The organism is Micromonospora sp. NPDC049171 (assembly GCF_040648275.1).
Classification (GTDB): Bacteria; Actinomycetota; Actinomycetes; order Mycobacteriales; family Micromonosporaceae; genus Micromonospora.
Genome location: NZ_JBEZDJ010000023.1, coordinates 77,839 through 100,444, shown reverse-complemented (window position 1 = coordinate 100,444; position 22,606 = coordinate 77,839). Strand labels below are relative to the sequence as shown.

Annotated in this window: 14 protein-coding genes and 1 pseudogene; 7 read left to right on the top strand and 8 right to left on the bottom strand. The window is 71.7% G+C overall.

Features of this window, described 5'->3' with window-relative positions:
• Window positions 1–450, top strand: a pseudogene (locus AB0B14_RS26595) (hypothetical protein); the annotation flags it as partial.
• 1 nt (window position 451) lies between these two features.
• Window positions 452–1,171: a class F sortase gene (locus AB0B14_RS26590; protein ID WP_357066963.1), complete on the top strand. Its 720-nt coding sequence runs from the start codon at window positions 452–454 to the stop codon at window positions 1,169–1,171.
• Window positions 1,172–1,243: 72 nt separating this feature from the next.
• Here AB0B14_RS26590 and AB0B14_RS26585 read toward each other — a convergent pair whose 3' ends face one another.
• Window positions 1,244–6,325 (bottom strand): NAD-glutamate dehydrogenase, encoded by a 5,082-nt coding sequence (locus AB0B14_RS26585; protein WP_357066961.1) that lies wholly within the window; start codon window positions 6,323–6,325, stop codon window positions 1,244–1,246.
• 289 nt (window positions 6,326–6,614) lie between these two features.
• Between AB0B14_RS26585 and AB0B14_RS26580 the strand changes: the two genes are divergently transcribed.
• Window positions 6,615–8,579 carry a penicillin-binding transpeptidase domain-containing protein gene (locus AB0B14_RS26580; RefSeq protein WP_357066959.1) on the top strand — a complete coding sequence of 655 codons (1,965 nt, stop codon included), beginning with the start codon at window positions 6,615–6,617 and terminating at the stop codon, window positions 8,577–8,579.
• Window positions 8,580–8,853: 274 nt separating this feature from the next.
• On the opposite strand, the gene AB0B14_RS26575 is transcribed toward AB0B14_RS26580, so the two are convergent.
• From AB0B14_RS26575 to AB0B14_RS26560, 4 genes are all read right to left on the bottom strand, one after another.
• Complete coding sequence (locus AB0B14_RS26575; protein WP_357066957.1) at window positions 8,854–10,215, bottom strand: arginase family protein; 1,362 nt, start codon at window positions 10,213–10,215, stop codon at window positions 8,854–8,856.
• Between the two features lie 66 nt (window positions 10,216–10,281).
• On the bottom strand, window positions 10,282–11,208 hold the full coding sequence (locus AB0B14_RS26570; protein ID WP_357066955.1) for a tetratricopeptide repeat protein: 927 nt from the start codon (window positions 11,206–11,208) through the stop codon (window positions 10,282–10,284).
• A gap of 150 nt (window positions 11,209–11,358) precedes the next feature.
• Window positions 11,359–13,047, bottom strand: coding sequence for a methylmalonyl-CoA mutase family protein (locus AB0B14_RS26565; protein WP_357066953.1), 1,689 nt, complete (start codon window positions 13,045–13,047; stop codon window positions 11,359–11,361).
• 109 nt (window positions 13,048–13,156) lie between these two features.
• Complete coding sequence (locus tag AB0B14_RS26560; protein ID WP_357524756.1) at window positions 13,157–15,025, bottom strand: PDR/VanB family oxidoreductase; 1,869 nt, start codon at window positions 15,023–15,025, stop codon at window positions 13,157–13,159.
• A 194-nt stretch (window positions 15,026–15,219) separates the two neighbouring features.
• Between AB0B14_RS26560 and AB0B14_RS26555 the strand changes: the two genes are divergently transcribed.
• Entirely contained in the window at window positions 15,220–16,530 is a 1,311-nt protein-coding gene (locus AB0B14_RS26555) for a sensor domain-containing protein (RefSeq protein WP_357066949.1), read from the top strand.
• Window positions 16,518–17,177 carry a response regulator transcription factor gene (locus AB0B14_RS26550; RefSeq protein ID WP_357066947.1) on the top strand — a complete coding sequence of 220 codons (660 nt, stop codon included), beginning with the start codon at window positions 16,518–16,520 and terminating at the stop codon, window positions 17,175–17,177. Before AB0B14_RS26555 ends, AB0B14_RS26550 begins: the two co-directional genes overlap by 13 nt.
• Before the next feature lie 34 nt (window positions 17,178–17,211).
• Here the strand turns inward: AB0B14_RS26550 and AB0B14_RS26545 are convergent, their stop codons facing one another.
• From AB0B14_RS26545 to AB0B14_RS26535, 3 genes are all read right to left on the bottom strand, one after another.
• Window positions 17,212–17,631 carry an Asp23/Gls24 family envelope stress response protein gene (locus AB0B14_RS26545; RefSeq protein WP_357066945.1) on the bottom strand — a complete coding sequence of 140 codons (420 nt, stop codon included), beginning with the start codon at window positions 17,629–17,631 and terminating at the stop codon, window positions 17,212–17,214.
• A 366-nt stretch (window positions 17,632–17,997) separates the two neighbouring features.
• Entirely contained in the window at window positions 17,998–18,933 is a 936-nt protein-coding gene (meaB, locus tag AB0B14_RS26540; protein WP_357067222.1) for a methylmalonyl Co-A mutase-associated GTPase MeaB, read from the bottom strand.
• A gap of 124 nt (window positions 18,934–19,057) precedes the next feature.
• Entirely contained in the window at window positions 19,058–20,257 is a 1,200-nt protein-coding gene (locus AB0B14_RS26535) for an acetyl-CoA C-acetyltransferase (RefSeq protein ID WP_357066943.1), read from the bottom strand.
• A 62-nt stretch (window positions 20,258–20,319) separates the two neighbouring features.
• On the opposite strand from AB0B14_RS26535, the gene mce reads away from it, so the two are divergent.
• Entirely contained in the window at window positions 20,320–20,796 is a 477-nt protein-coding gene (gene mce, locus AB0B14_RS26530; RefSeq protein ID WP_357066941.1) for a methylmalonyl-CoA epimerase, read from the top strand.
• A gap of 377 nt (window positions 20,797–21,173) precedes the next feature.
• On the top strand, window positions 21,174–22,529 hold the full coding sequence (gene ccrA, locus AB0B14_RS26525; RefSeq protein ID WP_357524800.1) for a crotonyl-CoA carboxylase/reductase: 1,356 nt from the start codon (window positions 21,174–21,176) through the stop codon (window positions 22,527–22,529).
• Window positions 22,530–22,606 lie beyond the last annotated feature (77 nt).

Genomic DNA, 22,606 nt, shown 5'->3' with positions numbered 1-22,606 from the left:
AGCTGGGAGTCCAAGGACAAGGACGAGTACGGCTCCGACGAAGGCCGCGACGAGCACGGCTCCGACAAGAGCTGGGAGTCCAAGGACAAGGACGAGTACGGCTCCGACGAAGGCCGCGACGAGCACGGCTCCGACAAGAGCTGGGAGTCCAAGGACAAGGACGAGCGCGGCTCGGACGAGGACAGCTGGGAGAAGGAGCGGGAGTTCGTCTACTACGGCGAGGCCAAGATCGACAAGGACGCCAAGCCGGGTCGCTACGAGCTCAAGGGCTCGTGCGGCGAGGGCGAGCTCGTCGTGCTGCCGCACGGCGGTGTCGACGGTGGTGACGGTGGCGCCAGCACCGGTACCGACCGTGGCCTGGCCACCGGCGGGGCGGGCCTGCTCGGCGCTGCCGCGCTGGGCGGGATCGTGCTGATGCGTCGCCGGCGGACCGATGGTTCGCTCGTCTGACGTGACGACGACACGGGCCGGCGGCCGTCACGGGAGACCGTGGCGTGCCGCCGGCGCGGCCGTCGTCGTCACCATGGCCATGATCGGCGCCGGCATGATCGGTGCCGCCCTGAAGACCACGACCCCGGCCCGGCCGCCGCAGCCGCTGGCCCAGGCCGGTCCCACGGTGAGCGGGCCGGCCGGCACCGCCACCGCCATCCCACCGGCGGACGGACAGCCAGCCGACGGACAGCCGGCCGGCCGAGGGGACGTGCCGGCCGGGCTGGCGCGTTCCGTGCCGACCAGCATCGAGATCCCCCGGATCGGCGTCCAGGCGACGATCATGTCGCTCGGCACCAACCCGGACGGCACCGTCCAGGTCCCCCCGTTGGAGCAGGCCGACCAGGCCGGCTGGTACGAGCCGGGCGCGAGCCCCGGCGAGACCGGTAACGCGGTCATCGTGGGGCACGTGGACTCGGCGAAGCTCGGCCCGGCGGTCTTCTTCGACCTCGGCGCTCTCGTTCCCGGCGACACCATGACGGTGCGGCGGGCGGACGGCCGGCCGGCCACGTTCCGGGTCGACTCGGTGGCGTCGTACCCGAAGACGGCCTTCCCCACCGAGTTGGTGTACGGGCCCGCTGACCGGCCCGGCCTGCGGGTGGTCACCTGCGGTGGTCAGTTCGACCAGGCCGCCAAGAGCTACCCGGACAACATCGTCGTGTTCGCCACCCTGGCGGGGTGACCCGCGGCGAACGACAGCGGTCCGGCCGGTCGGGGTGACCCGACCGGCCGGACCGCGTCCGGCGTACCTGACTCAGGCGGCTGCGGAGGTCCGCACCAGGGTGCGGATCTGGCGCAGCAGCACCGACAGGGCGGCGAGGTCCGCCCGCGACTCGTCGAACTCCCCCATCGCCCGCCGGGCGCGGTGGATCGAGGTGGCGTTCGACTGCTCCCACTGCTGCACCCGCTCGTGCGGCGGCAGGTCCTCCGGGGTGGAGCCGAACACCTCCGCGGTGAGCGCGGCCAGCGCGGCGTACAGGTCGTAGCGCAGCGCCATCCGGGCCAACGTCTGCCAGCGGTCCTCCCGGGGCAGCAGGGAGATCTTCGACAGTAGCGAGTCCACCCGGAACAGGTCGGACAGCACGAAGTAGACCGAGGCCACCTCGCTGACGTCCCGCCCGCTGGCGTTCGCGGTCTCCACCACGTCCATCAGGCCGAAGCTGTACATCAGCCGGGTCGCCCGCTCCGCCAGCTCGCGGGGCAGCCCACGATCGGTCATCGCGTCCATGTGGGCGGCGATGCCCTGCCGCTCGTTGCCGTAGAACAGCTCCTCCAGCCCCGGCAACAGCCGGGTGACGCCGTCGCGCAGCCGGGCGATCTCCGCCGGCACGTCGATCGGCGAGCGCCGGTTGGACACCAGCCACCGCACCGCCCGGTCGAGCAACCGGCGGGTGTCCAGGTAGACGCTCGTCTGCAACTCGGGCGCGACCTTGTTGTCCAGCGCCTCGACCGCGTCCCACAGCTCACGCAGCCCGAAGACCTCGCTGACCACCACGTACGCCCGGATCACGTCCGCGGCGCTGGCCGCGGTCTCCTCGACCACCCGGAAGATGAACGAGATGCCACCCCGGTTGATCGCCTCGTTGACCAACACGGTGGTGACGATGTCGCGGCGCAGGCGGTGTCGGCCCATCCGGTCGGCGAACCGCTCGCGCATCGGCGTCGGGAAGTAGTTGACCAGAACCTCGGTCGTCCACTCCTCGTCCGCCAACCCCTCGGTGAGGATCTCCCGTTCCAGGACGATCTTCACGTACGCGAGCAGCACCGCGAACTCCGGCGCGGTCAGCCCGGACTCGCTGCGGACCGCCAGCTCCTCGTCCGGCGGCAGCGCCTCCAGTGCCCGGTCCAACGCGCCGGACCGCTCCAGCTCGTTGATCATCCGACGGTGCACCGGGAGCAGCGAGGCGGCCTGGGCCTGGGCGTTGTTGATCGCCCGAGCCTGGTCGTAGTTGTCCCGCAGCACCAACTCCGCGACCTCGTCGGTCATCCCGGCCAGCAGCTCGTCCCGCTCGGCCGTGGTCAACTCCCCGTCGGCCACCGCCGTGTTCAGCAGGATCTTGATGTTCACCTCGTGGTCGGAGGTGTCCACCCCGGCCGCGTTGTCGATGAAGTCGGAGAAGATCCGGCCGCCGGTCAACGCGTACTCGATCCGGCCGAGCTGGGTCCAGCCCAGGTTGCCGCCCTCGCCCGCGACCCGGCACCGCAGGTTGCGCCCGTCCACCCGGATCGCGTCGTTGGACTTGTCGCCCACCTCGGCGTTGGTCTGGGTGGACGCCTTGACGTAGGTGCCGATGCCGCCGTTCCAGAACAGGTCCACCGGAGCGGTGACGATCGCCTTCATCAGCTCCTGCGGTGACAGGTGCGTGACGTCGCCGTCCAGGCCGATCGCCGCCCGGACCTGCGGCGTGATCGGGATGGACTTCGCGGTACGCGGGAAGATGCCGCCGCCGGCCGAGATCAGCTCCGGGTTGTAGTCCTCCCACGAGGACCGGGGCAGGTCGAACAGCCGCCGCCGCTCCGCGTACGAGGTGGCCGCGTCCGGCTCCGGGTCGAGGAAGATGTGCCGGTGGTCGAAGGCGGCCACCAGGCGGATGTGCTCGGACAGCAGCATCCCGTTACCGAACACGTCGCCGGACATGTCACCGACGCCGACCACCGTGAAGTCCTGGGTCTGGGTGTCCAGGCCCAACTCCCGGAAGTGGCGCTTGACCGACTCCCAGGCGCCCCGGGCGGTGATGCCCATCTTCTTGTGGTCGTAGCCGGCGGAACCGCCGGAGGCGAACGCGTCGCCCAGCCAGAAGTTGTGCGCCGTGGAGATCTCGTTGGCGATGTCGGAGAACGTGGCGGTGCCCTTGTCCGCCGCCACCACCAGGTACGGGTCGTCGCCGTCGTGCCGGACCACGTCCTCGGGCGGCACGATCTGCCCGCTGACGATGTTGTCGGTGACGTCCAGCATCGCGCCGACGAACTCCTGGTAGCAGGCCACCGCCTCGTCCCGGTCACCCGGCTTCTGCTTCAGCACGAAGCCGCCCTTGGCGCCCACCGGCACGATCACGGTGTTCTTCACCATCTGCGCCTTGACCAGACCCAGCACCTCGGTCCGGAAGTCCTCCCGACGGTCCGACCAGCGCAGCCCGCCCCGGGCCACCGGCCCGAACCGCAGGTGTACGCCCTCGAACCGGGGCGAGTAGACGAAGATCTCGAACTTCGGGCGCGGCGCGGGCAGGTCCGGAATGGCCTGCGGGTCGAGCTTGAACGCCACGTACGCCTTCGGCCGCCCGTCGGCGCGCTTCTGGTAGAAGCTGGTCCGCAGGGTCGCCTCGATCAACGTCAGGTACGACCGCAGGATCCGGTCCTGGTCCAGGCTGGCCACGTCGTCCAGCGCACCCCGGATCGTCTCCACCAGCTCACCGCTGCGCTGCTGCCGCTGCTCGGCGCTCAGCTCGCCCGGCGCGAACCGGGTCTCGAACAGCTCCACCAGCAGGCTCGCGAGCTTCGGGTACGCAATGAAGGTCTGCTCCATGTAGTCCTGCGAGAAGACCGTGCCGGCCTGCCGCAGATACTTCGCGTACGCCCGCAGCACCACCACCTGCCGCCAGGTCAGCCCGCCGCGCAGCACCAGCTCGTTGAACCGGTCCACCTCGGCCTCGCCACGCCAGGCCGCCGCGAAGGCGTTCTCCACGTGCGGGCGCACCTCGGCCAGCTCGTGGTGCCCCTCGGGCAGCATGAGGCCGAAGTCGTACAGGTAGACCCGCCCGTCGATCCGGTCCACCTCGTACGGGTGCTCGTCGACCACCCGCACACCGAGGGAGTGCAGCACCGGCAGCACGGCGGAGAGCATCATCGGTTCGCCGTACCGGTAGACCTTGAACCGGACGTCCATGGCCTCGGCCAGGTCCGCACCGGGCACCCGGGTGCCGGGGCGGGGTGCGAGCTGCTTGCGGAACAGGTGCATCTCCAGCTGGCCGGGCTCCTCCAGCAGCTCCAGCTTCGCCAGGTCCTTCATCGCCTCGTACGGCGTGTGCCCGTCCTTGTAGCCCTCCGGGAACGCGTCGGCGTACCTGGTGAACAGGTGTTTGGCCTGCTCGTCGCCGAGCTTGCGTTCCAACACCAGCCGGTAGTCGTCGTCCCAGAGCCGGGTCGCGTCGGCCAACTCCTCGGCCAACAGGTCGGCGTCGATGTCGCCGGGCGGCCGGGTCGGGTCGGTACGCACGATGAAGTGCACCCGGGCCAGCATCGACTCGGTGACGCGGGTGGTGTAGTCCACCCCGACACCGTTGAGCTCACGCAGCAGGATGTCCTGCATCCGGAGGCGGTTCTGGGTGGTGAACCGGTCCCGGGGGAGGTAGATCAGGCAGGAGATGAACCGCCCGTACGCGTCCCGGCGCAGGAAGACCCGCAGCTGCCGGCGACCGGCCATCCGCAGCACGCCGATCACCGCGTGGTAGAGGTCGTCGGTCTTGATCTGGAACAGCTCGTCACGCGGGTAGGTCTCCAGGATCTGGATCAGATCCTTGCCGGAGTGGCTGCGCCGGCTCAGACCGGAGCGGTCCAGCACCTCGGCCACCTTGCGGCGCACCACCGGCAGCTCGCGGACGCTGGTCCGGTACGCGGCGGTGGAGAACAGGCCGAGGAAGCGCCGCTCGCCGATCACCTCGCCGGCCTCGTTGAAGATCTTGAAGCCGATGTAGTCCAGGTACGCCGAGCGGTGCACGGTGGCCCGCGAGTTGGCCTTGGTGATGATGAGCAGGCGCTTCTCCAGCACCTTCTCGTGCGCCTCGGGCGTCATCGACGCCAGCGGTCGGGCCTCGGGCGCGTCGGAGCGCAGGATGCCCAGGCCGGTGCCGAGCACCGCTTCGAGGGCCTTGCCGTCGACCGGGTCCGCCGCGTCACCGCCCGGGGCGTCCACCAGCCGGTACTCGCGGTAGCCGAGGAAGGTGAAGTGGTCGTGGGCGAGCCACCGCAGCAACTCCACCGAGTCGGTGATGTCCTTCTCCGGCACCGGCGGGCGGTTGTCGGAGGTACGCGCGGAGGCCAACTCGTCGGCGAGCGCGAGGGAACGCTGACGCATCTTCGGCCAGTCTTCCACCGCCTCCCGCACGTCGGTGAGCACCCGCTGCAACTCGCGGCGCAGCCGGTCCCGCTCGGCCGCGTCCCGGACCGGGTCGATCTCGATCCGCATCCAGCTCTCGATGATGTCGCCGGAGATCGCGTCGTCCGGCTCCACGTCCGCGGAGACCTCGGTGAGGCGGCCCAACGGCTCACGCCGGACCACCACCAGCGGGTGCACCAGCAGGTGCACGTCCAGGTGGTACGAGTTGAGCAGCGCGGTCACCGAGTCCACCAGGAACGGCATGTCGTCGGTGACGATCTCGACGACCGTGTGGTGCTGGTCGGCGTGCGGTTCGTGGATCCGCAGCTTCAACTCGCCCGGCACCCGCTGTTGGGCGAGGTCCCGGTGTGCCCGGGCCGCGTCGAGCATCTCTTCCGCCGTGAAGCCGACCAGCTCCTCGTCCGGTGCGAACCGCCAGAAACGGCCGACAAGTGTCGCCGCGTCGTGGTCGTCCCCGGCGAGCGCGACAGCCTGGGCCACCAGGCGCTCCGCGTTGGGAACGGGTTCGTCGAGCTCGGCGTCCTCCACGTCGTCGGCCAACGCCTCGGTGGGCAGGCCCAGATCGTAGATGGTGTCGATGCTCGACCCGGTCAGCCCGGTGACTCCCGTGTCGAGCCGGCCGTAGCCGTCCCCGTCGGTCGCCGAATCGAAGCTGTCGTCGTCCCGGCCGGAGTCATCCTGCCGGAGGTCGGGTTCCGGTTTGATCGCCGGACGCCGGTCCATCGGTGCCACTCCCCTCGACCCACCGCGTTGTGGGTCACTCTGCCGCTCAGCCTAGGCCCTGCCGTTGTGCGCCTTCGTCGGCGGACCATTGGCCAGACGTCCGGATCGGGACTTTGTCCTTTCACCCGTTGCGGGTCCGAGGTTGGCCGGCTGCGGGATACCCCGCCACGCGATGTTCATCACACTGGCTCGGCCCGTCTTTGAGCGCGCCCACCGTCGTGGGGGACGTTGGGGACGCCCTCGGCGTACTACCGTGCGAAGGCGCTCCGAGATCGGAAGGACCAGCTTCATGCCCTCGTCGTACCCTCGGCCCCACCGGCCGAACCCCGCCCGCCGCGCGCTCGCCGGCCTCACCGCGGCGCTGCTCGCGGCCGGCGTTCTGGCTGGCTGCTCGGGTGACGACGGGCCGGAGCGCACCGTGGACGCCTTCCTCTCCGGCTGGCGCAGCGGCGATCTTCAGGCGGTCGGCCTGATCGACCCGACCGGCGGCAAACTGCCCTCGGCTGAGGTGAGTCGCGAGATCAAGGAACTCTCCGGTGAGCTGGCGGCCACCCCGCCCACGCTGACGCGACGCGGCGAGCCGAAGGTCACGGCGGACATCGCCACCACAACCGTGCAGGTGGAGTGGAACCTCCCCGGCCAGACCCGGTGGACGTACGACCGGGAGGTGCGTCTCGCTCAGGGCGACGACGACCAGTGGCAGGTGATCTGGGAGCCGAAGGTGGTGCAGGAGCAGCTCAGCAAGGGTGACCGGCTGGCGTTGCGCCGCGACGCCAGCGCCCGTGCCGGGGTGCTGGACGCCGCCGGGCAACCGATCGTGGCTCCCCGCCCGGTGGTGCGGGTCGGGGTGCAGCCCGACGGGGTGACCGACATCAAGAAGCTCGTGAAGGATCTCGACGCGGCGTTCAAGGCGATCCGCCCGGCACTGGTCCCCGCTGTCGACCTGGCCGACCTGCCCGAGCGCGTCGCGAAGGCCGAGCCGGGAGCGTTCGTCGAGGTGGTGTCGCTTCGCGAGGAGGCGTACCGCCAGATCAAGACCCGGATCTACGACCTGCCCGGCACCAAGTTCACCTCCGACAAGGTCGACCTGGCACCGACCCGGGAATTCGCCCGTGCGCTGCTCGGCACGGTCGACCCGGCGCAGGCCGACGACCTCGCCGCACACCCCGACCGGTACGTCGTCGGCGACCTGGTCGGGCACGGCGGGTTGCAGGGCCGTTACGACGAGCGGCTGCGCGGCGGCCCCGGGCTGACCGTGGTGGTCGAGCGTCCCACCGAGGGCGGCAAACTCGAACCCACCGGCACCGAGTTGTTCCGCCGTGAGCCGCAGCCCGGTCAGGCGCTCAAGACCACGCTGGACGTCGCCGTCCAGAACGCCGCCGACGGGGCACTGCGCGCCGAGCCACTGCGATCCGCGCTGGTGGCGCTCCGGATCAGCGACGGTGCGGTGCTCGCCGCCGCGAACGGCCCCGGTCCGGCCGGGGAGAATCTGGCCTTCGACGCTCAGGTGCCGCCCGGCTCCACGTTCAAGATGGTCAGCACGCTGGGCCTACTGGACCGGGGCGCGGTCACCCTGGACGGGCCGGTGGCCTGCCCGAAGACCTTCACCGTGGACGGTCGGTCCTTCAAGAACTCCGACAACTTCGAGCTCGGCTCCGTGCCGTTCCGCACCGACTTCGCCAAGTCCTGCAACACCGCGTTCGCCTCGCTGGCACCGAAGCTCGGCGGCGACGGGCTGGCCGCCGCCGGCCGCTCGGTGGGCCTGGAAGGTCAATGGGACGTCGGCACCGACGCCTTTACCGGCAAGGTGTCCACCGGCGGCAGTCCCGCCGAGCAGGCCGCGGCATCGTTCGGGCAGGGCACCACGCTGGTCAGCCCGCTGGCCATGGCCGGTGCCACCGCGGCGGTCGCCCGAGGCCGCTTCGAGCAGCCGAAACTGCTGATCGACCCGGCGCCGGCCAAGCCGGCCCCGCCGGGCGAACAACTCAAGCCCGAATCGGTCGCCGCGCTGCGCGCGATGATGCGCGAGGTGGTCACCACCGGCACCGCGAGCGCGCTGAAGGACGTGCCAGGCGAGGTCTACGGCAAGACCGGCACCGCCGAATACGACGACAACCCGGCACACACCCACGCCTGGTTCGTTGGCTGGCGGGGCGACGTGGCGTTCGCCGTCTTCGTGGAGAAGGGCGGCGCCAGCACGGCGTCCGCCGTCCCGATCGCCGAGCGCTTCCTCCGCGCCCTCCCCAGGTCCTGACACCAACGCCGCACAGGCGCGCCCACCCCCGACCCGCGCCCCGCCCACGCGGCACCACCGCGCGCACGGCCCAGGGCGGCACCGCCGCGCAGGGCCAGGGCGGCACCGCCGCGCACGGCCGGCGGCGACCCCGCGCACGGCCCACGCGGCGACGCCGCGCACCGCGCAGGCGTTGATCCAGTCGGTATTGCTGAAGCCGCGGTATCCGAGTCACCCGGAGCCCGCGACATCATGAAACCCGAGTCGATCTTGGCCCGGCGGGGCGGCATTCGGGTCAGGCAGTGTCGGCTTTGTGGTGGTCCGGGGTGTTTTCTACCGGCGGGACGGGTCGGCGGAGCAGACCTGGGCCGGCCGAGGCGGGTGGGCCGACCGGCTCCCGCTCGGCCGCAGCCGGAATATGGGCCGCGCCCTCGGCAGAGTCACCGCCGAATCGGCCGGAAGCAGCCACCGGACCGTCGGAATGGTCGATGCCGGCCGGGTCGACGGCGGCGGCTCCCGCGTCGGAGGACTCGGCTTCCGTGAGCGGCGTGGCATCGACGGCCGACTCCCACGAGGGGGCATCGGCGAGGGACGCCGCCACGCCGATCACGCCAGCGACCCCACCGACCCGCTCGGCACGGTCCAGCCCACCAACCCGCTCGGCGGGGGCCGGGGAGCGGCCGTTACCCCGCCGCGGGCCGGGGGTCGGCCGGGACGACAGCAGCCGGGGCGGCACCGCCTCCGGGGCGGTGACCGGGGCCAGGCCGGCGACCACGGTGTTGACGATCTCGGCCGCGTACGAGCCGTCGGGGTCGTAGTCGGGGTCGAAGACTGTCAACTCCACCCCGAGGCAGTGCGGGGTGTCGACAAGCCCGGCGAGCAGGATCTCCAACTCGGCGAAGGCGATCCCACCCGGGTCGGGGGCGTCCACGGCGGGCATCACCGCGGGGTCGAGCACGTCCACGTCGATGTGCACCCAGTAGCCCGCGCAGTCGGCGAGTTGCTCGTGCGCCCACTGGGCCGTCCGGGCGGCGCCCTCGGCGCGCAGGGCCGGCACCGGCCGGGTGGTGATCCCGGCGGCCTGGAGGTCGAGCCGGTACTCGTCCTGGGCGCGGATGCCGAGCACCACCACGTCGATGTCGCGGAAGTAGGGCCGTCGCCCCTCGATCGCGGCCAGGTCGGCCTGCCCCCGGCCGGTGACGAGGGCGAGATCCTCCCCGGCGGCCGCGCCCACGTACGAGGCGTTGCCGGGGTGCCGGAAGTCGGAGTGCCCGTCGACGAAGACCAGCCCGATCCGCCCGCCGACGGCCTCGCCGAGGCGGTGCATGGCCAGCGCCGATCCCAGCAGCACCGAGCAGTCGCCGCCCAGCACCACGGGGAATTCGCCCCGGTCGATGATCGAGCCGATCCGTTCGGCGAGGGCCAGCGAGTAGTCGGCGATCTCCCGGGCGTGGCACACCCCGTCGCCGGGGCGCCAGTCGCCCGGGTCGTACCGGGCCGGGGTGACGCAGCCGGCGTCGCGGGCGCGTAGCCGGGCCAGCAGTTCGTGGTCGCGCAGTGCGCCGGGCGCCTTGGCGCAACCGGGGACCGACGTGGTCGTCGGTGGCCGCAGACCGAGATTTGTCGGCGCGTCGAGGACGGCGATCCGGCGCATCATGAGCTCCCGTCCTCGTTGGTCGGGCGGGCCGGCCGGAACGCCGGCCCGCGCTGGCGTGCTACGAACTCAGAACAGGGCGCTGGCCAGTGCCCGGCGTGCCGAGGCGACGGCCGGATCGTCCGGGCCGGCGATGGAGAACAGCGAGACCAGGTGCTGGCGGGCGGTCTCCCGGTCCTCACCGGCGGTGCGCCGGACCAGACCGACGAGCCGGGCGTACGCCTGCTCGGCCAGGCCGCTGAGCACCTCGATGTCGGCGGCCAGCAGTTGGGCGGCCACGTCGTCGGGGGCGTTCTCGGCGGCGGCCAGCGCGGCGGCCGGGTCCGCGCCGGCGACCCGGCGGGCCACGCCGACCTGGGCCAGCCCCGCCGTGGCCGCGGCGTCCGCCGGGGCGTCGGCCAGAATCTTCCGGTACGCCTGCTCGGCGGCGTCCAGATCGCCGCTCATCAGGGCGTCGTCCGCCTCGTCGAGGCGGGGGTCCTCCGGCTCGGCCACGGTCACGCCGCCGGCCTTGAGCACGGCCTGGATCCACTGCCGCAGTTGCGCCTCGGGCACCACCCCGGAGAAGGCGTCGACTGGCTGGCCGCCGACGACCGCGTAGACCATGGGGATGCCCTGGACCCGGAACATCTGGGCGATGCGCGGGTTTTCCTGCACGTCGACTCGTGCCAGCACCCAGGTGCCGCCGCCCTCGGCGTTGAGTTGCTCCAGGACCGGGGCGAACTCGTCGCTCTCCGGGAAGCCGGCCGCGCCGAAGAACACGACGACGGGCACGGCCATCGACCGTTCGAGCACCTCGGACTGGATTGTCGCCTCGGTGACGTCGACGATGGCGGTGCTACCGCCGGCGGCGGCGGGCGCGCCGGGGGTGCCGTTGGACGGGCCGCCCTGTGGGGGCGTGCCGGGGCGCGTACTTGCTGGTGCGGGGCCACGCAGCGTGCTGAGGTCGACCGCGCCGCGGGTGAAGATCGACGAGGTGATCCGTGGGTCGCTCATGGTTACCTAGTCTCGCACGTGAGCCCCCGATCTCAGGTCACCCACAACCCCGACGTTGCAACTCTCACCCTGCCCCGACCACCCCGCCCGCACCCCCGCCCCGCACCCCACGCCCACCCTCGCGGGAGCCGTGGGAGCGGGGGTGGGGGGTCAGAAGCGGGCGGGTTCGCGGTGGGTGCCCCACTCGGCGCGTAGGGCGTCGCAGATCTCGCCGAGAGTCGCCTCGGCGCGGACGGCGTCGAGCATCGCGGGGATCATGTTCTCGTCGGTGCGGCTGGCGTCGACCATCCGGGCCACCGCCGCGCGGACCGCCGACTCGTCCCTCGCGCCCTTGCGCTCGGCGAGCACCCGGCGCTGCTCCAGCTCCACCTCGTGCGAGATGCGCAGGATCTCCAGTTCCTTGGCGACCGTACCGGTGTGGCAGTTGACCCCGACGATCTTCTTGTCGCCCTTCTCCAGGGCCTGCTGGTAGACGAAGGCCGACTCGGCGATGTGCCCGGTGAACCAGCCGTCCTCGATGCCGCGCAGGATGCCTGAGGTCATCGGGCCGATCTGGTGTGGCCCGTCCCCACCGAGCTGCCGGATCCGGGCGAAGATCTCCTCCGCCTCGGCCTCGATCTTGTCGGTCAGCGCCTCGACGTACCAGGAGCCGCCGAGCGGGTCGGCCACGTTGACCACGCCGGTCTCCTCCATCAGCACCTGCTGCGTACGCAGGGCGATCTCGGCGGACTCGTCGGTGGGCAGTGCCAGGGTCTCGTCCAGTGCGTTGGTGTGCAGCGAGTTCGTGCCGCCGAGCACCGCGGCGAGAGCCTCGACGGCGGTGCGTACCACGTTGTTGACCGGCTGCTGCGCGGTCAGCGACACCCCGGCGGTCTGCGTGTGGAACCGCAGCCAGAGGGCTTTCTCGCTGGTGGCGCCGTAGACGTCGCGCAGCCAGCGGGCCCAGATCCGGCGGGCGGCGCGGAACTTGGCGATCTCCTCGAAGAAGTCCAGGTGCGAGTCGAAGAAGAAGCTCAGCCCCGGCGCGAAGACGTTCACGTCCAGCCCGCGCGAGAGGCCCAGCTCCACGTACCCGAAGCCGTCGGCCAGGGTGTACGCCAACTCCTGCGCGGCGGTCGAGCCGGCCTCGCGGATGTGGTAGCCGGAGACCGACAGCGGCTTGTAACGCGGGATCTCGGCCGCGCAGTATTCCATCAGGTCGCCGATCAGGCGCAGGTGCGGCTCCGGGTCGAAGAGCCACTCCTTCTGCGCGATGTACTCCTTGAAGATGTCGGTCTGCAGCGTGCCGTCCAGCTTGGACAGGTCGGCGCCCTGCCGTTCGGCGGCGACGAGGTACATGCAGAACACCGGCACGGCCGGGCCGGAGATGGTCATCGAGGTGGTGACGTCGGCCAGGTCGATGCCGTCGAAGAGCGCCTGCATGTCGGTGGCGGTGTCGATGGCGACGCCACAGTGGCCGACCTCGCCGAGCGCCTGCGGGTCGTCGGAGTCGCGGCCCATCAGCGTCGGCATGTCGAACGCGACCGAGAGGCCGCCACCGCCGGCGCCGAGGATCATCTTGTAACGCTCGTTGGTCTGCTGGGCGTTACCGAAGCCGGCGAACTGCCGGATCGTCCAGGTCCGCCCCCGGTATCCGGTCGGATACAAACCCCGGGTGTACGGGTACTCGCCCGGCCAGCCGATCCGCTCGAAGCCCGGATACGCGCTGCCCTCGGGCGGCCCGTAGACCGGCTCCACCGGCATCCCGGAGAGCGTGGTGAAGTCCGCGTCGCGCTTGCGCGCGGCGTCGTACCGGGCCTGCCAGCGCGCCCGTCCGGCGTCGATCTCGTCGGCGTCCATGAGCAGGGCTCCTCCTCGGGTCCTCGACTGCACGTCGAGTGTAGGACCCTCACCTGAACGATCGCTAAGTCCCGTCGTACCGGCCGGTAACGTGAGCTGGCGGATGGCGTCAGAGGTCCAGCACCAGCCGCGGGGTGCGCGACCGGGAGACACACGGGTAGACGACGTCCCGGCCATCCCTGCGCCGCGCCGCCGGGATGTCGTCGCGGTGCTCGGGCTGCCCGTCGACGACGACGACACCGCAACTGCCGCACAGCCCGTTCTCGCACGAGGCGGGAACCTCGGGTACGACCTCGCGGATCAGGTCGAGCAGGCTGCGGCTCGCCGGCACCTGGAGCAGCTGCCCGGTGCGGGCCAGTTCGGCTTCGAAGGGCTGGTTGTCGGCGTCGGCACGAGACGTGGCGGTGAACCGTTCGACGTGCCGCCGAGCGGGCGGGGTGAGCCGCTCGACCGCGGCGGTCAGCTCGGCCGGACCGCAGCAGTAGACGGCCGTGTCGGCGGATGCCACGCCCAGCAGTCGGGGCAGGTCGGGCCTGCCGTCGGTGTCCGTGGCCACGATCTGCACCCGCTCGGCGCCGAGCGCGGACACCTCGTCCCGGAAGGCCATCCGCCCGGTCGAGCGTCCCACGTAGAGCAGCCGCCACGGGCGGCCCTCGGCTCGCACCCTTCGTACCATCGGCAGGATCGGGGTGATCCCGATCCCGCCGGCGACGAAGAGGTACGCCGACGCCGGCACCAGGGGAAAGTGGTTCCGCGGGCCACCGACGACGACCCGCTGCCCGGGTCGGAGCCGGTGCGCCTCGGCCGAGCCACCCCGACCGGCCGGATCCCGCCGTACCGCGATCCGGTACCTGCTCCGATCCGCCGGATCGCCGCAGAGCGAATACTGGCGGACCACACCGGAGGGCAGCTTGAGGTCGATGTGCGCCCCCGGCTCCCACCCAGGCAGCGCCTGGCCCAGCTCGCCGACCAGCGTCACCTCGACCACGTCGTGGGCGACCGACCGGATGTCGCGGACAACGGCGACCACACCCGCCGGTTTCCGGACCGGCCGGGGGCGCTGCGCGCCACGGCGGCGGCCGTATCGGGTCGGGCCGCCCGGTTTGTAGACCGACAGCAGCGTCGCGACCAGTCCGACCGCCGGACCCAGCGGCGTCAGCAGCGCCAACGGCAGCCCGGCCTCGGCCCGGATCTCGGCCACCGGCCGGCCCGCCTCGACCAGCTCGTGCGCGCGCAGCGCCAGGTCCTGGAGGACCGCACTGCCGACCAGCATGATCCCCAGCATCAGTACCAGCTTCGTCGCGACCCACCGACGCCGCCAGAGCCCCCACGGCGTGCCCGCCGCAAGTGCCACCCCGGTCAGCAGGGCGAGTTGGTGAGCCGGGCCGAGAAACGTCTCGTCGACAAGCAACATCATGGTGTACGCCGAGCGCAGATAGCCGAGGTCGTGCGCACCGGCAGCGGCGATGGCCATGGTCGCCATCACGGTGATCACTCCGAACCAGCCGACCGCGCTCGCGATGTGCGTCGCCAGCAGCGCCTTGCGGACCCGGGGCGAGATGAGCCGTTGCTGCTCGCGGGTCGCCCGCAGGTGCCGGTTGGCCGCCGGCAGGAAAATCAGGACCACCGCGGCCACCATAGCGCCCAGGCTCATCCAGTCGAACGCCATGGCCAGTGGCTGCCGGTCCCCCGGGTTGGCGACCATGCCAGGCAGCCTGAACACCACCGTGTTCGCGACGAGCGCGGTCAGGGTGACCCGACCCCACTGCCTCCCCTGCCGGGTCATGGTGGCGAGGAACAACAGCATCGAGCCCAGCTCCACCGGCCAGAAGACCCGGTGGGCCGGAGCACCGTCGAGCAACTCGACGACCAGACTCAGCAGCATCAACACCACTGCCACGGCGGTGCCCGAATATGCCGCGACGAGCAGACGGGGAACCCGCCGCCCCGACTCCGGGAATGTCGCTGACTGCTTCATGTGATCTCCGTCCGGGAGGAATGGGCAGGTTGGCACCGAACAAGCCTGTCGAGAAGGGCCTGTCCTGACTGCCGGGCCACCATGCGAGATCGAGGTGGTGGTAGCACCCCCGCGCACTGGCAGGTTGCCCTCCTGTCCGGAGCGCCCAGCTCGCCATACGCTGGCCCACTGAGCAGCAACGACCCGGGAGAGTGATGATCGAGCAGGCCACGGCGTGGCGATCACGGCTGGGCCGGGAGGCGAGGGCGCTGGTCTCCACCGACACCTGGCGGCGAACCCTGCACCTGCTGGTGGTGACCCCGTGGGCGGTGCTGATGACCGCGCTCAGCGCCATCGGGCTCGTGCTCTCCGCGGCACTCCTGCCCGTCCTGCTGCTCGGCGTGCCGACCTTCCTCGGCTACGGGACCGCGCTGCGCTGCTGTGCCCGCCTCGAAGCGCGGTGGTGCCACCTGGTGCTCGGCGAACGGATCCCGATGGCGTTGCGCGCACCCGCCGGGACCGGTTGGGCGCAGCGGGCCGGCCACCTCGTGCTCGACTCGACCCTGTGGAGGGCCGTGGCGTACCACCTGCTCCGCCTGCCGCTGGCCCTCAGCACGGCCCTAGTGACCCTGATCGCCTGGGGCGGCGGGGCCTGGCTGCTGATCGCCGCCACCCATCCGCCGGCCTGGCCGTTCGCCGACACCCCGCTACCCCGCGACAGCACCGGCCACGCCCTCCTGCACGGGCCGCTTCGACCGGTCACCGCGGCGCTACTGGTCACCGGCGGGGTGGCCCTGCTGATCGCCGCCCCGACGGTGGTCCGGGCGCTCGCCCTGGTGCACGTCTCGCTCGCGAGGACCCTGCTCGGCTGGGCGTCGACCCGTCAGCTCCGGGCCCGGGTGCGGGAGGTCGAGCAGCGCCGCGCCGAGGTCGTCCGGGCCGCCGAGGCCGAACGCCGGCGCATCGAGCGCGACCTGCACGACGGCGCCCAGCAGCGCCTCATCCACCTGGTGCTGACCCTCGGCATGGTCCGCCACCAGTTCGCCGACGACCCGGTCCGCGCCGCGCCGCTGCTCGCCACCGCCCATCAGGAGGCCAAGCAGGCAATCGTCGAGCTGCGCGACCTCACCCGCGGGCTGCACCCGCCGGTGCTCGCCGACCGGGGCCTGGACGCCGCGCTGTCCGCCCTGGCCGCCCGGTCGCCGGTGCCGGTCACGATCGACGTACGCCTCGACCGTCGGCCGCCGCGACTCATCGAGTCCATCGCCTACTTCATGGTGGCCGAGGCGCTGTCCAACACGGCCAAGCACGCCCAGGCCACTCGGGCTCAGATCCACCTGGCGGCACGTCGTGACGCGCTGCTGGTCCGGGTGACCGACGACGGCGTCGGCGGTGCCGACATTTCGGGCGGTTCGGGGCTGGCCGGGCTCGCCGAGCGTGCCCACGGCATCGACGGCGACCTGACCGTACACAGCCCAGCCGGCGGGCCGACGGTGCTCACCATGGAGCTGCCATGCGGGTGGTGATCGCCGAGGACGCGGCGCTGCTGCGCCAGGGCCTCACCCTGCTGCTCACGAGCAACGGACATGAGGTCGTCGAGGCGGTCGCCGACGCGGAGCAACTACTCCGGGCCGTTGCCGAGCACCGCCCCGACCTCGCCCTCCTCGACGTGCGCATGCCGCCCACCCACACCGACGAGGGGCTCCGCGCCGCGCTCGTCATCCGGCGTCAGCAGCCCGACACCGCGGTGCTGGTGCTCTCCCAGTACGTCGAGGAGCGCTACGCCGCCGACCTGCTCGGCGGCGACCTGCACGGAGTCGGCTACCTGCTGAAGGACCGGGTCGGCGAGGTCGGCGAGTTCCTCGACGCGCTGACCCGGGTGGGTGCCGGCGGCACCGTCTTCGACCCCGAGGTCGTCCGCCAGATCCTCTCCCGTACCCGCCGGGACACCCCGCTGCGCAGGCTCGCCCCCCGCGAGTTGGAGGTGCTCCACCTGATGGCCGAGGGCAGGTCGAACGCCGGCATCGCGGCGGAGTTGGTGATCACGGAACGGTCCGTCGAGAAGCACATCAACAGCATCTTCAGCAAACTGCAACTGCCGGTGACGAGCGGCGACAACCGGCGCGTGATCGCGGTGCTGCGCTTTCTCGACAGCGGCGGACAGCGGCCGTGACCTCGCCCGCCCCGACGGCCGCCGCACCGACGCCTCAGGCTCCGGCTGCCACTCCCGGCTGGTTCAGCTCGATGTCGTCCACCGTGACGTTGACCTGGGTGACCGTCAGACCGTACTTCTCCACCGCCTCGATCACCGTGGCCCGCACCGCCTCGGTCACGTCGGCCACGACGTGACCGGCGTCGATCACCAGGACCACGTTGATGACTGCCGAACTGCCCTTCACGTCGGCCGAGACACCCCGGCGAGCGTCGCCCACCTCGTCCAGGCCGACCTTGTCCAGCACGCTGTTGAAGAACCGGGCCACGTCACCACCAAGATCGGCGACACCGGGCACCGAACGAGCGGCAGCCCCGGCGATCTTCTCCACGACCTCGTCGGAAACCGACGTGACACCCCGGGTCGCGCCCGTCGCGGGCTGCGCTGCGCCGGCGTTCTCCACCGCGTCCGTCATGATCACATCTCCCCTGGTCCCGGTGCGTTGTGGACCGACCGATTCGTCAGCCCACTCGCGTGGCCGGCCGTGCGGTGGCCACGCGCCGCGAGCCTACTAAAAACGGAGCCGCTTTCGCTTCCGGGCAACCGAAGCGCAGTGCCGCCACGGCCTACCGGCACGGGTCGCACGCTGGCGGTCCGCGGGCCGTTCAGGCCGACGACTGGGCGGTCCACAGCGGATTCCTGCCCTCCGCGGGTGAGGTCCGTCTTGCTGCGCAGATCGGTACGTAATCGAGGACGGCCGGAGCGGCATCGACGAGGGCCACTTCGGGTACCACACAGGGCCACCGCCGATCGTCGGCGTCGGCCCCGCCGCGTCGCCAGGTCAGCGGGCGAGCTGGGCGAGCAACTCGTCCGCCGCCGTGTACGGGTCGATCGCACCCTCGGCGACCCTGGTGGCGAGCGTGCTCAGCTCCGTACCGTCGCGCAGGGAGCCGATCCGGGCGCGCAGGGTGCCGAGCGCGATCGCCTCGACCTCGGCGGCGGCCCGCGCCTCCTGGCGGCGGCGCAGCTCGCCGTGCTCGACCAGCCAGCCCCGGTGCTTGTCGATCGCCGCCGCGATCTCGTCGATGCCCTCGCCGCGCGCGGCGACCGCGCGGACCACCTGCGGCCGCCACTGCCCCGGGCCACGCTCGCCGAGGGCGATCATGCCCTGGATGTCACGGACGGTGGCGTCGACGCCGTCCCGGTCGGCCTTGTTGACCACGAACACGTCGGCGATCTCCAGGATGCCGGCCTTGACCGCCTGGATCGCGTCACCCATGCCGGGGGCGAGCAACACCAGCGTGGTGTCGGCCAGTGAGGCGACCTCCACCTCGGCCTGCCCGACGCCCACGGTCTCCACCAGCACCACGTCGCAGCCGGCGCCCTCCAGCACCCGGACCGCCTGCGGCGTCGCCGCGGCCAACCCGCCGAGGTGACCCCGGCTGGACATGGACCGGATGTAGACGCCCGGATCAGTGGCATGGTCCTGCATCCGCACCCGGTCGCCGAGGATCGCTCCACCGGTGAACGGACTGGACGGGTCCACCGCCAACACGCCGACCCGATGCCCCTGCGCCCGCAGCGCGCGGACCAACTCGTTCGTGGTGGTCGACTTGCCCACCCCGGGCGAACCGGTCAGACCGACGACCTGGGCCTGCCCGGCGTACGGCGCCAACGCGGCGGCGATCTCCGGCAGCAGCGCGTCGCCGTTCTCCACGAGGGTGATCAGCCGGGCCACCGCGCGAGGATCACCCGCGCGGGCCCGCTCGACAAGCATCGGTACGTCCCGACTGCGGCGCACCGACGTGGTGCCCCCGGACGGGACGTACGCGGCCGCCTCGCTCACCGCACCATCTTTGTTCGCGACTGCGGGGCTCGCAAAACCGGCTCACTCCTCGCGCTCACTGGCCCACCGCAGCATTCCCCGGCACGTGGATGATCAGCGCGTCGCCCTGGCCACCGCCACCGCAGAGGGCCGCCGCGCCGGTGCCGCCACCGCGCCGCTTCAGCTCCAGGGCGAGGGTGAGGACGAGACGCGCGCCGGACATGCCGATCGGGTGCCCCAGCGCGATGGCGCCGCCGTTGACGTTGACCCGGTCCGAGCTGATGCCGAGGTCCCGGCTGGACTGCACGCCGACCTGCGCGAACGCCTCGTTGATCTCGATGAGGTCCAGGTCGGCGACGCTCAGCCCACCCTTCTTCAGCGCGTGGTTGATCGCGTTCGACGGCTGCGAGTGCAGGGAGTTGTCCGGGCCCGCCACGTTGCCGTGCGCGCCGATCTCGGCCAGCCAGGTCAGCCCCAGCTCCGTGGCCTTGGCCTTGCTCATCACCAACACCGCCGCGGCACCGTCGGAGATCGGCGACGAACTGCCGGCGGTGATGGTGCCGTCCTTGGCGAAGGCGGGGCGCAGCTTGGCCAGCGACTCGACTGTGGTGTCCGGGCGGATGCCCTCGTCCTCGCTGATCACCAGCGGGTCGCCCTTGCGCTGCGGGATCACCACCGGGGCGATCTCCTCGGCGAAGTGGCCGTTCTTCTGGGCCACGGCGGCCCGCTGGTGACTGGCCGCGGCGAAGGCGTCCTGCTCCTCGCGGGAGATGCCGAGCCTGGTGCCGAGCCGCTCGGTGGACTCGCCCATCGAGCAGCAGTCCCACGCGTCGCTGAGCCCGTCGTGCGCCATGTGGTCCTTGACCACCACGTCGCCGTACTTGTAACCGGTGCGCTGGCCCATCAGCAGGTGCGGGGCATTCGTCATCGACTCCATGCCGCCGGCCACGACGATGTCGAACTCGCCGGCCCGGATCAGCTGGTCGGCCAGGGCGATCGCGTCCAGACCGGAGAGGCAGACCTTGTTGATGGTCAGCGCCGGCACGGACATCGGCACACCGGCCTCGACCGCGGCCTGCCGCGCCGGGATCTGGCCGGTGCCGGCCTGCAGCACCTGCCCCATGATCACGTACTGGACCTGGTCGGGGCTGACCCCGGCACGCTCCAGCGCGGCCTTGATGGCGATCCCGCCGAGCTTCGTGGCCGGGAGGTCCTTGAGGTTGCCCAGCAGCCGCCCCATCGGGGTCCGCGCGCCGCTGACGATCACCGAAGCCATGCCTGCCTCCGAGGGGGGTGCCGTGCTGTACGCCTTAACGATTGTTCGGCCAGACTAGCGCCATGACTGAGAACTCCTCCGCCGAGCCCGGTGCCGACTCCGTCACAGACATCGGGCTTCGCAAGATTGACCACGTCGGGATCGCCGTGGCCGACCTGGACGCCGCGATCGACTTCTACCAGCGGACGTTCGGCATGCGCTGCGTGCACGTCGAGACCAACGCCGAGCAGGGCGTGCGGGAAGCGATGCTGGCCGTCGGGCCGACCACCGAGGGCGGCTGCGTGCAACTGCTCGCCCCACTCACCCCGGAGTCGACGATCGCCAAGTTCCTGGACCGCAACGGGCCGGGAGTCCAGCAGGTCGCGTACACCGTGGTGGACATCGACGCGGCCTGCGCCGCGCTGCGTGCGCGTGGGATGCGGCTGCTCTACGACGCACCGCGGCGCGGCACCGCGGACAGCCGGATCAACTTCGTCCACCCCAAGGACGCCGGCGGCGTCCTCGTCGAACTCGTCGAACCCGCCCCCACCCTCCACTGACCCCCGGCGCCGCGTCGGCGTCGGCCCACGCGACGTCGGCAAGATCCGCACAACTTTGGGGATGTCGCTGCCTCCAGCGCCCGTGCGGCAGCAACATCCCCGAAGTTGTCGCCTCCGCGCCCCGCGCGGCGCGCGACTCGGGAGGGCCGCGGCGCACGTCAGTGCGCGGTTGGCGGGGTGGCCGGGCACCTTCACGCATCGGCGGATGCAGTTTTTCACAGAGGACTTCCCGGCCTAGCTACCGTTCAGTAACGTCCGCCCCCACCGGAGCACGACCGGTGTTGGATGTGTCGAATGCCGACATGGCGGTCGTGCCCACCGGCGCCGACGATGGCAGCACCCGGGCCCGGGCGGGTGCGGACGAACCGGAGGTCACCGTGCAGGACATCCTCGATGTGATCATGGCGGCGGAGGAGTCGAACGATCCGGACCGCGAACTCGCCGGCGTCGCCGGGCTGCCCGTACCGGAGAGTTACCGAGGCGTCGTGGTCCGCGCCGAGGAGGCCCGGATGTTCGACGGCATGCCCACCCGGGACAAGGACCCGCGCAAGGCGCTGCACGTGCAGGAGGTGCCGACGCCGGAGTTGGCACCGGGCGAGGCGTTGGTCGCGGTGATGGCGAGCGCGATCAACTACAACACGGTGTGGACCAGCATCTTCGAGCCGCTGCCCACCTTCACGTTCCTCCGGCGCTACGGCCGGGTCTCCGAGCTGACCCGTCGGCACGACCTGCCGTACCACGTGGTCGGCTCGGACGCGGCGGGCGTGGTGCTGCGTACCGGGCCCGGGGTGACCCGGTGGGCACCCGGCGACGAGGTGGTGGCGCACTGCCTCTCCGTCGAGCTGGAGGACGCCGCCGGGCACGACGACACCATGCTGGACCCACAGCAGCGGATCTGGGGCTTCGAGACCAACTTCGGCGGGCTCGCCGAGCTGACCGTGGTCAAGGCCAACCAGCTGATGCCCAAGCCGCGTCACCTGAGCTGGGAGGAGGCGGCCAGCCCGGGACTGGTCAACTCCACCGCGTACCGGCAGCTCGTCTCGCACCACGGGGCCAACCTGAAGCAGGGCGACGTGGTGCTGATCTGGGGCGCGTCCGGCGGCCTCGGCGGGTACGCCACCCAGCTGGCACTCAACGGCGGAGCGATCCCGGTCTGCGTCGTCTCCTCGCCGGAGAAGGCGGAGCTGTGCCGCCGGATGGGCGCGGACCTGGTCATCGACCGCGCGGCGGAGGGTTTCCGCTTCTGGAAGGACGAGGTGACCCAGGACCCGGACGAGTGGAAGCGTTTCGGCGAGCGGATCCGCGAGCTGACCGCCGGCGAGGACCCGGACATCGTCTTCGAACACCCGGGTCGGGAGACGTTCGGCGCCAGCGTCTACGTGGCCCGGCGCGGTGGGACCGTCGTCACCTGCGCCTCCACGAGCGGTTTCCAGCACCAGTACGACAATCGCTACCTCTGGATGCACCTCAAGCGGATCGTCGGCAGCCACTTCGCCAACTACCACGAGGCGTGGCAGGCCAACCGCCTGGTCGCGCTCGGCAAGGTGCACCCGACGGTGTCCCGCACCTACTCCCTGGAGCAGACCGGTCAGGCCGCGTACGAGGTGCACCGCAACGCCCACCAGGGCAAGGTCGGCGTGCGCTGCCTCGCACCGAGCGACGGGCTGGGCGTACGCGACGGGGAGTTGCGGGCCCGGCACGAGGACGCGATCAACCGGTTCCGGGGGCACTGAGCGCGGCGGTGCCGGGCCTGCGGGGGCACTGCCCGGCACCGCCGGCCTCCGGGGCTCTGAGCCCGGCCGCCGGCCGG